We start from the raw sequence: 13,302 nt of genomic DNA, 5'->3' as shown, positions 1-13,302 counted from the left end.
TGTTACGCAATATGGTGGGCGTAGCTCAGTTGGTAGAGCACGGGATTGTGACTCCCGTTGTCGTGGGTTCGATCCCCATCGTCCACCCCATATTTCGAAAGGCGCCAGATTTAACAGTCTGGCGCCTTTTTTGTTTTAGCGGTTTTGAAATCCGATCTGGTCGGTTTCAGGTCGCAGAGCGGGGCACTTCATCGCATTTAAACGATCCGATGACGCTGAACTGCTCGTCGTTCCGGTTCTGCTGGAATGGCTGTCAGGGCGGATTTGATTGTTGCTTCTATATATAGACGCGTTGATGCAGAGCCCTGATCTGATTGCTTGTATTCGCCAGTGGAGTGCACGGCATTCGTGCGGCACTCCCTATAAATTGCCTGCTGTTTTTTTACCCGTTTCCAGTAGGGTGACTTCTTGAGTTTGACCCACTAGAATGCATGCCCTTGATTCTGGGGTCGGAAACGGCCGGCTAACGTCTGTGCAACGAGGAATATCCATGCAAGTTTCTGTTGAAAATACTACTGCTCTCGAGCGCCGCATGAGCGTCACCGTGCCGGCAGAGCGCATCGAGACTCAGGTCAACAAGCGTCTGCAGCAGACTGCCCAAAAGGCCAAAATTGCTGGCTTCCGTCCAGGCAAAGTGCCAATGAGCGAAATCAAGCGCCGTTTCGGTGCTGATGCGCGTCAGGAAGCGGTAGGCGACGTCATCCAGTCTTCTTTCTACGAGGCTGTGGTCGAGCAGAAGCTGAACCCTGCCGGTTCGCCTTCGATCGAGCCAAAGTCGCTCGAAGCGGGCAAGGACCTGGAATACGTTGCTGTGTTCGAAGTCTTCCCTGAGTTCACCGTTGCTGGCTTCGAAGGCATCACTGTTGAGCGTCTGAGCGCTGAAGTGGCTGACGCTGACCTGGACAAGATGCTCGACATCCTGCGCAAGCAGAACACCCGTTTCGAAGTGGCCGACCGTGCTGCCCAGAACGAAGACCAGTTGTACATCGATTTCGTTGGCAAGGTTGACGGCGAAGTATTCGCTGGCGGCTCCGCCAAGGGCACTCAGTTGGTGCTGGGTTCCGGTCGCATGATTCCGGGCTTCGAAGAAGGCCTGGTTGGCGCTAAGGCTGGCGAAGAGCGCGTTCTGAACCTGACCTTCCCTGAGGACTATCAGAACCTGGACCTGGCTGGCAAAACCGCCGAGTTCACCGTGACCGTCAACACTGTATCCGAGCCTAAGCTGCCTGAGCTGAACGAAGAGTTCTTCGCTCAATTCGGCATCAAGGAAAGCGGCATCGACGGTTTCCGCACCGAAGTTCGCAAGAACATGGAGCGTGAACTGCGTCAGGCGATCAAATCCAAGGTCAAGAATCAGGTCATGGACGGTCTGCTGGCCACCAACCCGATCGAAGTGCCAAAGGCTCTGCTGTCCAACGAAGTTGACCGTCTGCGCGTGCAGGCTGTTCAGCAATTCGGCGGCAACATCAAGCCGGATCAACTGCCGGCCGAGCTGTTCGAAGAGCAAGCCAAGCGCCGCGTCGTACTGGGTCTGATCGTTGCTGAAGTGGTCAAGCAGTTCGACCTCAAGCCTGATGAAGCTCGCGTTCGCGAAATGATTCAGGAAATGGCTTCCGCTTACCAGGAGCCAGAGCAGGTCGTGTCGTGGTACTACAAAAACGAGCAGCAACTGAACGAAGTCCGTTCGGTTGTGCTGGAAGAGCAAGTTGTGGATACTGTTCTGCAGAAAGCTAGTGTGACCGATAAATCGGTCTCCTACGAAGAAGCAGTCAAGCCGGTAGAAGCTCCAGCAGCCGACTGATTGATTTTGCGTTAGAAGTGCACACCATAAGCCAGCTCTCGAGCTGGCTTATGCGTATTCAAGACATAACTATTTGGGAGCGACTGCAGAGCATGTTCCGTAATTCTTATATTCAGCAGAACTCTGATATCCAGGCCGCCGGCGGCCTGGTCCCGATGGTTGTCGAGCAGTCCGCTCGTGGCGAACGTGCCTACGACATCTATTCGCGCCTACTCAAGGAGCGAGTGATCTTTCTGGTGGGCCCGGTAGAGGACTACATGGCCAACCTGATCTGTGCGCAACTGCTGTTCCTTGAAGCGGAAAACCCGGACAAGGACATCCATCTGTACATCAACTCGCCGGGCGGTTCGGTGACTGCAGGCATGTCGATCTACGACACCATGCAGTTCATCAAGCCGAACGTGTCGACCACCTGCATCGGTCAGGCCTGCAGCATGGGCGCATTCCTGCTCACCGCAGGTGCACCGGGCAAGCGTTTCTGCCTGCCGAACTCGCGCGTGATGATTCACCAGCCACTGGGCGGTTTCCAGGGCCAGGCGTCGGATATCGAAATCCACGCCAAGGAAATCCTCTTCATCCGCGAGCGTCTGAACATGCTGATGGCCAAGCACAGCGGCCGTACTCTGGAAGAAATCGAGCGCGATACCAATCGCGACAACTTCATGAGTGCCGAAGCTGCGAAGGAATACGGCCTGATCGACGAAGTGATCAACCAGCGTCCAGCTTAATATAAGCAGCGCAAAACAGGCCTGATCGGCATGTCCGATCAGCGGCGGGCTTGAAAAAGCCCGCAATAGCCTTCATCTTGTGTTGCAAGCCTATCGGATTTGGATCGAACGAATGACTGACACCCGCAACGGCGAGGACAACGGCAAGCTGCTCTATTGCTCCTTCTGTGGCAAAAGCCAGCATGAAGTGCGCAAATTGATTGCCGGCCCCTCGGTCTTTATCTGCGACGAGTGCGTCGACCTGTGCAATGACATCATCCGCGAGGAGGTGCAGGAAGCACAGGCCGAAAGCAGCGCGCATAAATTGCCTTCGCCTAAAGAAATCAGCGGCATCCTTGACCAGTACGTCATTGGTCAGGAGCGTGCGAAAAAGGTTTTGGCCGTAGCGGTGTACAACCACTACAAGCGCCTGAACCAGCGTGACAAAAAGGCTGACGACGTCGAACTCGGCAAGAGCAACATCCTGCTGATCGGCCCGACAGGCTCCGGTAAAACCCTGCTGGCCGAAACACTGGCCCGCTTGCTGAACGTTCCGTTCACCATCGCTGACGCAACCACCCTCACCGAGGCCGGTTACGTGGGTGAAGATGTCGAGAACATCATTCAGAAGCTGCTGCAGAAGTGCGATTACGACGTAGAGAAAGCCCAGATGGGTATTGTCTACATCGACGAAATCGACAAGATTTCCCGTAAGTCCGACAACCCGTCGATCACCCGCGATGTTTCCGGTGAAGGCGTGCAGCAGGCCTTGCTCAAGTTGATCGAAGGCACGGTCGCTTCGGTTCCGCCACAAGGTGGCCGCAAGCATCCGCAGCAGGAATTCCTGCAGGTCGACACCCGTAACATCCTGTTCATCTGCGGTGGTGCGTTCTCCGGCCTTGAAAAGGTCATTCAGAACCGTTCCACCAAAGGCGGCATCGGCTTCAACGCCGAAGTGCGCAGCAAGGAAGAGGGCAAGAAAGTCGGTGAATCCCTGCGTGAAGTCGAGCCTGACGATCTGGTCAAGTTCGGTCTGATCCCGGAATTCGTCGGTCGTCTGCCGGTCCTGGCGACACTGGACGAGCTCGACGAGGCTGCGCTGATGCAAATCCTCACCGAGCCGAAAAATGCTCTGACCAAACAGTATGCCAAGCTGTTCGAGATGGAAGGCGTGGATCTGGAATTCCGTTCCGACGCGCTGAAATCGGTCGCCAAGCGCGCTCTGGAACGTAAAACCGGTGCTCGTGGCCTGCGCTCGATTCTCGAAGGTGTGCTGCTCGACACGATGTATGAAATCCCCTCGCAGTCCGAGGTGAGCAAAGTCGTGATCGATGAAAGCGTCATCGAAGGCAAGTCCAAGCCACTGTATATCTACGAAAACAGTGAGCCGACGGCCAAGGCAGCGCCGGACGCGTAAGCGTCCACCGCGCCGCAACAAAGAAGGGGCCTTCGGGCCTCTTTTTTTTTAAGTCGTTTTTTACCTCCGCTTTACGCTTGTTTTTTTTCGAGGCAGCCCCCATCTTGGTTTCAAGCTTAATTCCATCTGATTACGGCCGTACGGCCGCCGTAGAGGCGAAATCATGAAGACAACCATCGAATTGCCTCTCCTGCCATTGCGTGATGTCGTGGTTTATCCGCACATGGTTATCCCGCTGTTCGTGGGGCGCGAGAAATCCATCGAAGCCCTCGAGGCCGCGATGACGGGCGACAAGCAGATTCTGCTGCTGGCCCAGAGAAACCCGGCTGACGATGATCCCGGTGAAGACGCTCTCTATCGCGTGGGTACGATTGCCACCGTTCTGCAGCTGTTGAAGCTGCCTGATGGCACCGTCAAGGTTCTGGTCGAAGGCGAGCAGCGTGGCACCGTCGAACGCTTCAGCGAAGTCGATGGTCACTGCCGTGCCGAAGTCTCTCTGATTGAAGAAGTCGACGCCGCTGAGCGCGAGTCGGAAGTTTTCGTACGCACGCTGCTGTCGCAGTTCGAACAATACGTGCAGTTGGGCAAGAAAGTCCCGGCTGAGGTCCTGTCGTCGCTTAACAGCATCGATGAGCCGGGTCGTCTGGTCGATACCATGGCCGCGCACATGGCGCTGAAAATCGAGCAAAAGCAGGAAATCCTCGAGATCATTGATCTGTCGGCGCGTGTCGAACACGTGCTGGCGCTGCTCGATGCCGAGATCGACCTGCTGCAGGTTGAGAAACGCATTCGCGGTCGCGTCAAGAAGCAGATGGAGCGCAGTCAGCGCGAGTACTACCTGAACGAGCAGATGAAGGCCATTCAGAAAGAGCTCGGCGACGGTGACGAAGGTCACAACGAAATCGAAGAGCTGAAAAAGCGTATCGATGCTGCCGGTCTGCCGAAAGATGCACTGGCCAAAGCCACCGCCGAGCTGAACAAGCTCAAGCAGATGTCGCCGATGTCCGCTGAAGCCACCGTCGTGCGCTCGTACATCGACTGGCTGGTGCAGGTGCCGTGGAAGGCGCAGAGCAAGGTGCGCCTCGATCTGGCCCGTGCAGAAGACATTCTCGACGCCGATCACTATGGCCTTGAAGAGGTCAAGGAACGCATCCTTGAGTACCTCGCCGTGCAGAAGCGCGTGAAGAAGATCCGTGGCCCGGTGTTGTGCCTGGTTGGTCCTCCTGGTGTGGGTAAAACCTCGCTGGCGGAATCGATTGCTCATGCCACCAATCGCAAATTCGTGCGCATGGCCCTGGGTGGCGTGCGTGATGAAGCGGAAATCCGTGGTCACCGCCGGACCTACATCGGTTCGATGCCGGGTAGATTGATTCAAAAGATGACAAAGGTGGGCGTGCGCAACCCGCTGTTCCTGCTCGATGAAATCGACAAGATGGGCAGCGACATGCGTGGCGACCCTGCGTCGGCGTTGCTGGAAGTGCTTGATCCTGAGCAAAACCACAACTTCAACGATCACTATCTGGAGGTCGATTACGACCTGTCCGATGTGATGTTCCTGTGCACCTCGAACTCGATGAACATCCCGCCAGCGCTGCTGGACCGGATGGAAGTCATCCGTCTGCCGGGCTACACCGAAGACGAGAAGATCAACATCGCTGTGAAATACCTGTCGCCAAAACAGATCGCCGCCAATGGTCTGAAGAAGGGCGAGCTGGAGTTCGACGAGGAAGCGATCCGCGACATCATCCGTTATTACACGCGTGAAGCGGGCGTGCGTGGCCTTGAGCGACAGATTGCCAAGGTGTGCCGCAAGGCGGTCAAAGAGCATGCTCTCGAAAAACGCTTCTCGGTGAAAGTGACAGCTGATCTGCTGGAGCATTTCCTCGGCGTGCGCAAATTCCGTTACGGCCTGGCCGAGCAGCAGGATCAGGTGGGTCAGGTGACGGGCCTGGCGTGGACTCAGGTTGGTGGTGAATTGCTGACCATCGAAGCCGCAGTGATTCCGGGTAAAGGACAACTGATCAAGACCGGTTCGCTCGGTGACGTAATGGTCGAATCGATCACTGCCGCACAAACCGTGGTGCGCAGCCGCGCCAAGAGTCTGGGCATTCCGCTGGACTTCCACGAGAAGCGCGACACCCACATTCACATGCCGGAAGGGGCGACCCCGAAAGACGGCCCTAGCGCTGGCGTAGGCATGTGCACGGCGCTGGTCTCGGCGTTGACCGGCATTCCGGTGCGCGCGGATGTCGCCATGACCGGTGAGATCACTCTGCGTGGGCAAGTGCTGGCAATTGGCGGTTTGAAAGAAAAACTGCTGGCGGCACATCGCGGCGGAATCAAGATTGTGATTATTCCGGAAGAAAACGTCCGCGATCTGAAGGAGATTCCTGACAATATCAAGCAGGATCTGCAGATCAAACCGGTTAAATGGATTGACGAGGTCCTGCAAATTGCGCTGCAATACGCGCCGGAGCCCTTGCCGGATGTGGCTCCGGAGATAGTTGCCAAGGACGAAAAACGCGAGTCTGATGCCAAGGAAAGAATTAGCACGCATTAATACGTTTTAGCCTGGGGGGCTTTCCTTGACAGCATTTTAGAGCCCTTGTTATAAAGCGGCTCTTAAGTGTCTGTAGGCCATTCAGCACTCGTTTTTGCTTTCACCAAAAAACTTAGAAACATCTCAAAATAGATATAAGGGGACTTAGAGTGAACAAGTCGGAACTGATTGATGCTATCGCTGCATCCGCTGATATCCCGAAAGCTGCTGCTGGCCGTGCGCTGGACGCTGTAATCGAATCCGTCACTGGCGCTCTGAAGGCTGGCGACTCCGTTGTTCTGGTTGGTTTCGGTACTTTCTCCGTGACTGACCGTCCGGCGCGTACCGGTCGTAACCCGCAAACCGGCAAGACTCTGGAAATCCCGGCTGCCAAGAAGCCAGGTTTCAAAGCCGGTAAAGCACTGAAAGAAGCTGTTAACTGAGTTTTCAGGTTTTTACCCATCCGGGTCGGGGTCAAGCCTGACTTGGCAGCGGAGCGGTAGAGCAGGTGGCTGGAACAGACACCTGTAACGCCGGGATCGAGGGTTCGAGCCCTGTCCGCTCCGCCAGTTACGAGAAGGCGCATCCTCGGATGCGCCTTTCTTCTATCCGGATTCTACCCACGCTCCACGGTTGCCTAAATTGAAGTTCAACCGTTTCTGGGGGACGCATGCTGCAGAATATCAGGGACAATTCACAAGGCTGGATTGCCAAGACAATTATCGGAGTCATCGTTGCACTGATGGCTCTGACCGGTTTCGATGCCATTTTCCAGGCCACGACTCACAAGAACGAGGCGGCCAAGGTCAACGGTGACGAAATCAGCCAGAACGAGCTGAGCCAGGCCGTTGACATGCAACGCCGTCAGCTGATGCAACAGCTGGGCAAGGACTTCGATGCTTCCTTGCTCGACGAAAAAATGCTCCGCGAATCGGCTCTCAAAGGCCTGATCGATCGCAAGTTGCTGCTGCAAGGTGCCGAACAGGCGAAGTTCTCTTTCTCCGAAGCCGCGCTGGATCAAGTGATCCTGCAGACGCCTGAATTCCAGGTCGACGGCAAGTTCAGCTCCGAGCGTTTCGACCAGGTGATTCGTCAACTGGGTTATAGCCGTATGCAGTTCCGCCAGATGCTGGCTCAGGAAATGCTGATCGGCCAGTTGCGCGCGGGTGTTGCCGGCAGCGGTTTCGTCACCGACGCCGAAGTGCTGGCATTCGCCCGTCTGGAAAAACAGACCCGTGATTTCGCCACTCTGAACGTCAAGGCCGACCCGGCTGCGGTCAAGCTGACCGATGACGAGGTCAAGGCTTACTACGACGAGCACGCCAAGGAATTCATGACGCCGGATCAGGTGATCATCGATTACGTCGAGCTGAAGAAGTCGTCGTTTTTCGATCAGGTCGCGGTCAAGGATGAAGACTTGCAGGCGGCGTATCAAAAAGAGATCGCCAACCTGTCGGAACAGCGTCGTGCCGCGCACATCCTTATCGAAGTGAACGACAAGACCACCGAAGCGCAGGCCAAGGCGAAGATCGAAGAAGTCCAGGCGCGTCTGGCCAAGGGCGAGAAATTCGAAGCGCTGGCGAAGGAGGTCTCGCAGGATCCGGGTTCCGCCAACAATGGTGGTGACCTTGGTTATGCCGGCCCTGGCGTTTACGACCCGGCTTTCGAAAAAGCGCTGTACTCCTTGTCGAAAGACCAGGTGTCCGAGCCGATTCGTACCGACTTCGGTTATCACCTGATCAAGCTGCTGGGCGTGGAAGCGCCTGAAGTGCCGACTCTGGCCAGCCTGAAAGACAAGCTGACCCGCGACCTGAAAGCCGCGCAGGTCGAGCAACGCTTCGTGGAAGCGACCAAGCAACTGGAAGACTCGGCGTTTGAAGCCTCTGACCTGGCACAGCCGGCAGCGGACCTGAAACTGACCGTGCACACATCCAAGCCGTTCGGTCGTGAAGGTGGCGAAGGTGTTGCCGCCAACCGTGCCGTGGTCACTGCTGCGTTCAGCCCGGAAGTAATTGACGAAGGTGCCAACAGCACCGCCATCGAGCTGGATCCGGAAACCGTGATCGTGCTGCGTTCCAAGGAGCACCTGAAGCCTGCGCAACTGCCGCTGGAAAGCGTGAGTGCAGCGATCCGCACTCAGCTGACCAAAGAGCACGCCAGTGCCGAGGCCAAGACCCGTGCCGAGAAGCTGATTGCCGATCTGCGTGACGGCAAGGCGCCGCTGGACAAGGCCATCGATGGCCAGAACTGGAAGATCACCGAAGCGGCCACCCGTGGTCAGGAAGGGGTTGATCCGGCTGTGCTGCAGGCGTTGTTCCGTATGCCGAAGCCGGCTGCCAAGGACAAGCCGACGTTCTCCAGCGTCACCTTGCCGGATGGCAGCCTGATGATTGTGCGTCTGAATGGCGTCAATGAAGCGGCTGCACCGACGGATGAAGAGAAGGCGCAATATCGTCGTTTCCTCGCTTCCCGTGAGGGGCAGCAGGACTTTGCGGCGTATCGCAAGCAACTCGAAGCTGAGGCGAAGATCGAGCGGTTTTGATCTTTTGACTGATGTTTGAAGGAGCCCCGGCCTGATGGTCGGGGCTTTTTTTTGGGGGCGTGGCGGCCTTTGGCCGGCCATGCTCTGGGTGGTTTGGGTGAATATCCGTTTCTTCGGGTGCGGCGGCTGGCGGTTTCGCCCTTACGGCGAGGCACTTTTTCCAGACGCCGAAAAAGTACCCAAAAAGGCTTGCTCCTACGTTCGGCCCTCGCAGGCTCGGGTTCCTTCGCTGCGGGATCGATCCGGGCGCAGCGGCTCCGGTTTGCTTCGCTGCACCTCCTTCCGCTATGTCTGGCTGCGCCAGACGGTCGCTGCGCTCCCACGCCCGGATCAATCCCTCCGTTCAGCCTTCCGACGTCGCCGGTGGATCAAAAGCAAGATCAAAAGCACTCGAGCTTGCGCTCATTGTTGAGTGGGGCGGCTTCGCCGCGGGCAACTGCGCTGCTTTGCTTTTCTGTGGGAGCGAGCCTGCTCGCGAAAGCGGCCTGACAGCCGACCTGATTCTTGGATGTACACCGTCCCTTGGCGTTTAGAACACGTCGGGCGGCTAGGGTGTTGTGGCCGTCGAGTCAACAAGCGACAGCGAAATTGCGCGCATTGATCGACCATTTGTCCACGCGGCTTTTTGCTGGCGGTCATGACCGGTAAAGTTGTAACCGATTCTTGACACTATTCCATGCGCCATGGGGCTGCGATCTGTTGCACAATACGCCCCGGACTGTTTTCCCTCAGGATGTTCAATGTTGATTTCCACTCCCATGCGTGTTGTCGGGCTGGCGCTTTTGTTGACTGCGGTGGCCGGGTGTTCGAAGGACAAGCCGATCTATGAGCATGAGAACTTCGATGACTCCGGCACCTTTTCGCGCAATTACCCGGTGACCGATACCGCCAGCTGCGAAGCGGCCCGGCGCGCGTTGCTCAGTCAGGGCTACATCATTACCAGCAGTGATCCGAAACTGGTCAGCGGTCACAAGAGCTTCCAGCAGACTGGCGAGACCCACCTCGAGATCAGCTTCAACGTGGTCTGCGCCGAAGATGGCAGCGCCGGGCATCACGCGACGGTGTTCGCCAACGCCCTACAGGACCGTTATGCGCTGAAGAAGACCAACAACTCGGCCAGTCTCGGGGTTGGCGTGCTGGGTTCGGTGTCGATGCCGATCGGCTCTTCGGACGACTCGATGGTCAAGGTCGCCAGTGAGACGGTTACAGCGCAGAAGTTCTACGAGCGGTTCTTCACGCTGGTGGAGCAGTTCCTGCCCGCCGATGCGAAGAAGGCTGCACACATCGAAGAAAAACCGAAAACCGACCTCGGTATGCCTGAGCCGAAGGTGACGCCTGCTCCGGCTGCTGCGCCACTGGTGCCGACACCGGTAGCAGAACCGGCCCCCGCGCCGGCTGCGGAACCTGCACCGGCCCCGGCTGAAACCGCGCCCGTGAGTTCCGAACCGGTGGCGCCGCCAGCGGAGTCGACGCCGATCACGCCTGCGCCTGTTGAAGAGCCAGCGCCGGCCAGCGAAACCATCACGCCACCGACCAACCCGGATATTCCGCCACCGTCCGAGCCGATTCCGGCGATGCCTGCGTCGGGCCAATAAAAAACTCAGCGAAACCCTGTGGGAGCGAGCCTGCTCGCGAAGGCGTAGTGTCAGTCGACAGATGATCAGACTGTCACACCGCTTTTGCGAGCAGGCTCGCTCCCACAGTGGTTTTCGGGTTGGCTTAAGATCTGGTTACATACCTGCGACATCATCGCCGCGATAAATCCCCAACCACCTGCTACGTTTTATTGATGAAGGCCGCGCTTCACTTTTCCTTCACACGGGCACTTTATGCTCGGGGTAAAGGTCGATTGACCAAGCCATTTTCATAGCGAGCAGTTTGGGGGATTTATACGATGGATGAGTATCAGGAAGAACTGCTCGAATACCAGGCTTTTGAGCTTGATCAACCAGAGCCGGCCGACGACGCCACGGAACTCTGAGTTTCAAGCTCCCGAGCGATAATTTCGTCGAGACTCGCCCGGCGTCTGCCCGCTCCAGCGTTTGAATGCACGCTGGAACGCTTCGGCTGAGGCGAAGCCCAGCAGGTAGGCGATTTCGCCGAATGCCAGTTCGGTGTCGCGGATGTAGGTCATCGCAAGGTCCCGGCGTGTGTCATTGAGGATTGCGCGAAACTGCGTGCCTTCCTCGGCGAGTTTGCGCCGTAAGGTCCATGTCGGCAGTTTCAGGCGTGCCGCGACTTCTTCAAGATCCGGCTCGCGGCCGCCATTGAGCAACGGGCCGAGCAATTGGGTGATGCGCTCGCGCAGGCTACGGGTGCGGGTCATTTGTTCCAGCTCCCGCTCGCACAGTTGCAGCAGATGCCGCCAGGTGCCCGGACAATGTTCAGGGTTGCGCAGGGCGAGACTGCTCAGGCTCAGGCGCAGTTGGTTGTGTTCGGCGCTGAACTGGATCGGGCAATCGCCGAGCACCGTGTAAGCCTCGCGGTAGTCCGGCGCCTCGAACTCGATCTCGATCCGCTCGGCGCGCAGCGTTGCGCCGCACAGGCCCGACAATTGGTGCAGCCAGCCGGCGAGGATCGAGTCGACCACGAAGCGGTTATAGGCGTTGTACGGGCTGATCGAGTAGAAGCGCAGCCAGGCGCCGCTGACGTCTTCATGGAAACTGGATTGTCCGCGATAGTTCGAGCCGTAAAGGGGCTCGAAGCGTGTCAGGCAACGGGCCGCTTCGCGCACAGTGGGTGCTTGCGCGGCGGTGATACCGGCCAGCCCAGCCTGATTCAAGCGGATCATTCGGCCCATGCGCAGGCCAAGGGCCGGATCGCCGGTCAGTTGAATCGCCGCGTGGCCCAGGCGCATGTAACGCGGGATCGACAAGCGCGCCCCGGCCTCGGCCAGCCGCTCGGCATCGAGGCCGTATTGCTCAAGCAGAGGCAGCGGATCGGCGTCGTGGCTGCGCACGGCATCGGCCAGACTGTGGACGAAACCCACCGACAGATCTCCGAGGCGCATCGGCTGCGGCTTCATGGTTTACAGCCAAACGTTCAGCAAACGCGCACCACGGGCCTCGCCATCGGCGAACTGCTGGCCATTGCTGCTGAGGAAGCTTCTGCCGGTACTCGGCTTGTCCCAGAATTGCCCGCGCATGAACACACTGACACCGGCGAGCGCGTGGCTGCTTGGCGGTTGCGCAGTGAGGGTCAGTCGATGCCAGGCCTGTCCTTCGCTGAGGTCGCCGGGCTTGAGGCTGACCGAGCCCGGCGTGCTCGAACCCTTGTAGCCGCGCCATGGCTTGTCCCAAGCGCCTTGGCCAATAACCTGCGCCGGCACGGCCACCAGTTGCGCGCCTTGTTCATCGAGGGTGCGGTAGTTGCCGGGGTACCAGCTGTCGCTGCCGATCAGGATGCCCAAGCGACCGGCCGGTGTGTCGACGACCTGGATGGCGTGTTTATCTTCGGCCTGAATAACGCCTTGCTGATCAAAGATCGGATGCATCTGCCGTTGCGGCTGGCCCAACGGTACGCCGTCGCGACCAAACACCACGCTGCTGTTGAACAGCGCGCCGCTGCCAGGCTTGAGCCGGCCGTCGCGGATGCTTGGCTCCGGCAGTACGATCGAGCCGGCGACCAGTGTGACCTGGAACTCCTTGGCCAGACCGCCGAACAGCGCCTGGTAATCCTTGGCCATGGCCTTCGCTTTCATCCGCAGATAAGCATCGTCCAGCCGTTGCTCGCCCTTGGCTCGCAACCACGCGCGGGCGAACAGCAGCGGATTGCTCGCCGCCAGCCAGTTCATCGCCTCAGCCAGCGTCGGTGCCTGATAGAGCTCGTCTTTCTCGCCGCTGATCATCAGCCAAGTACCGACGTGCTCGGGCAATACCACCACGGTTTTTTCATTCAGCAAGCCTTGATCGCGAGCCTGCTGCAGGTACGCCGCGAGTTTGCGATGCAGGCGTGCGGAGCTTTGATAATCGGTGGGGAACAGTTCGGGCTGGATGCCGAGCAGGTTGCCACGGTCGGCGGGCGTGCCCTGATCAACGGCGAGCTTGATGCGCAGGTCGGACAGGTAATGCCCCGCCGGCCGGTCTGCCGCCCACATGGCGTAGGTGGTCAGGGCGGCAACAAGGGCCATGGAGAAAAACAGATACAGAAGTTTGCGCATGAAAACCAACAACAGCCGGGTACAGAGTGTGGCGCCTAGGGTAGGGCCCATGGCCCTGATTGCCAAGGGGCGCTGCGCATTTGGATCAATAACTTGTCAGTTACGGTCATTGAGTGACAGCGGTGCGACTCTTAGTC

The 13,302-nt window shown here is 58.1% G+C and carries 9 protein-coding genes and 1 tRNA gene; 8 read left to right on the top strand and 2 right to left on the bottom strand.

Annotation, left to right across the window (positions count from 1 at the left end):
* Nucleotides 1–14: 14 nt before the first annotated feature.
* The 8 genes from AB4N53_RS09975 to AB4N53_RS09940 all read left to right on the top strand — a co-directional run bounded on the left by AB4N53_RS09975 (nt 15) and on the right by AB4N53_RS09940 (nt 10,601).
* A tRNA-His gene (locus AB4N53_RS09975) sits at nt 15–90 on the top strand.
* 400 nt (nt 91–490) lie between these two features.
* Entirely contained in the window at nt 491–1,801 is a 1,311-nt protein-coding gene (gene tig, locus AB4N53_RS09970; protein ID WP_460120185.1) for a trigger factor, read from the top strand.
* A 92-nt stretch (nt 1,802–1,893) separates the two neighbouring features.
* Nucleotides 1,894–2,529, top strand: coding sequence for an ATP-dependent Clp endopeptidase proteolytic subunit ClpP (gene clpP / locus AB4N53_RS09965; protein WP_016775336.1), 636 nt, complete (start codon nt 1,894–1,896; stop codon nt 2,527–2,529).
* Nucleotides 2,530–2,641: 112 nt separating this feature from the next.
* Nucleotides 2,642–3,925, top strand: a complete 1,284-nt coding sequence (gene clpX / locus AB4N53_RS09960; protein WP_016775335.1) for an ATP-dependent Clp protease ATP-binding subunit ClpX — start codon at nt 2,642–2,644, stop codon at nt 3,923–3,925.
* 163 nt (nt 3,926–4,088) lie between these two features.
* Nucleotides 4,089–6,485, top strand: coding sequence for an endopeptidase La (lon, locus tag AB4N53_RS09955; RefSeq protein ID WP_016775334.1), 2,397 nt, complete (start codon nt 4,089–4,091; stop codon nt 6,483–6,485).
* Nucleotides 6,486–6,634: 149 nt separating this feature from the next.
* A complete protein-coding gene (locus tag AB4N53_RS09950) occupies nt 6,635–6,907 on the top strand; it encodes an HU family DNA-binding protein (RefSeq protein ID WP_003183171.1) in 273 nt (90 codons plus the stop codon).
* Between the two features lie 227 nt (nt 6,908–7,134).
* On the top strand, nt 7,135–9,006 hold the full coding sequence (locus AB4N53_RS09945) for a SurA N-terminal domain-containing protein (RefSeq protein ID WP_460120182.1): 1,872 nt from the start codon (nt 7,135–7,137) through the stop codon (nt 9,004–9,006).
* A 740-nt stretch (nt 9,007–9,746) separates the two neighbouring features.
* Nucleotides 9,747–10,601, top strand: a complete 855-nt coding sequence (locus AB4N53_RS09940) for a DUF2242 domain-containing protein (protein WP_460120180.1) — start codon at nt 9,747–9,749, stop codon at nt 10,599–10,601.
* A gap of 389 nt (nt 10,602–10,990) precedes the next feature.
* Here the strand turns inward: AB4N53_RS09940 and AB4N53_RS09935 are convergent, their stop codons facing one another.
* Complete coding sequence (locus tag AB4N53_RS09935) at nt 10,991–12,031, bottom strand: AraC family transcriptional regulator (RefSeq protein WP_460120178.1); 1,041 nt, start codon at nt 12,029–12,031, stop codon at nt 10,991–10,993.
* A gap of 3 nt (nt 12,032–12,034) precedes the next feature.
* Nucleotides 12,035–13,165 carry a nitrilase-related carbon-nitrogen hydrolase gene (locus AB4N53_RS09930; RefSeq protein WP_460120176.1) on the bottom strand — a complete coding sequence of 377 codons (1,131 nt, stop codon included), beginning with the start codon at nt 13,163–13,165 and terminating at the stop codon, nt 12,035–12,037.
* Between the last annotated feature and the right edge of the window lie 137 nt (nt 13,166–13,302).

Source organism: Pseudomonas sp. H3_E04 (genome assembly GCF_054668915.1).
Note: the sequence above shows the minus strand (reverse complement) of the source record. Positions and strands in the feature narration are given on the sequence as shown.

Coding starts and splice junctions, on each gene's coding strand:
- tig (WP_460120185.1), top strand. CDS start 491: ATGCAAGTTTCTGTTGAAAATACTACTGCTCTCGAGCGCCGCATGAGC.
- clpP (WP_016775336.1), top strand. CDS start 1,894: ATGTTCCGTAATTCTTATATTCAGCAGAACTCTGATATCCAGGCCGCC.
- clpX (WP_016775335.1), top strand. CDS start 2,642: ATGACTGACACCCGCAACGGCGAGGACAACGGCAAGCTGCTCTATTGC.
- lon (WP_016775334.1), top strand. CDS start 4,089: ATGAAGACAACCATCGAATTGCCTCTCCTGCCATTGCGTGATGTCGTG.
- AB4N53_RS09945 (WP_460120182.1), top strand. CDS start 7,135: ATGCTGCAGAATATCAGGGACAATTCACAAGGCTGGATTGCCAAGACA.
- AB4N53_RS09940 (WP_460120180.1), top strand. CDS start 9,747: ATGTTGATTTCCACTCCCATGCGTGTTGTCGGGCTGGCGCTTTTGTTG.
- AB4N53_RS09935 (WP_460120178.1), bottom strand. CDS start 12,031: ATGAAGCCGCAGCCGATGCGCCTCGGAGATCTGTCGGTGGGTTTCGTC.
- AB4N53_RS09930 (WP_460120176.1), bottom strand. CDS start 13,165: ATGCGCAAACTTCTGTATCTGTTTTTCTCCATGGCCCTTGTTGCCGCC.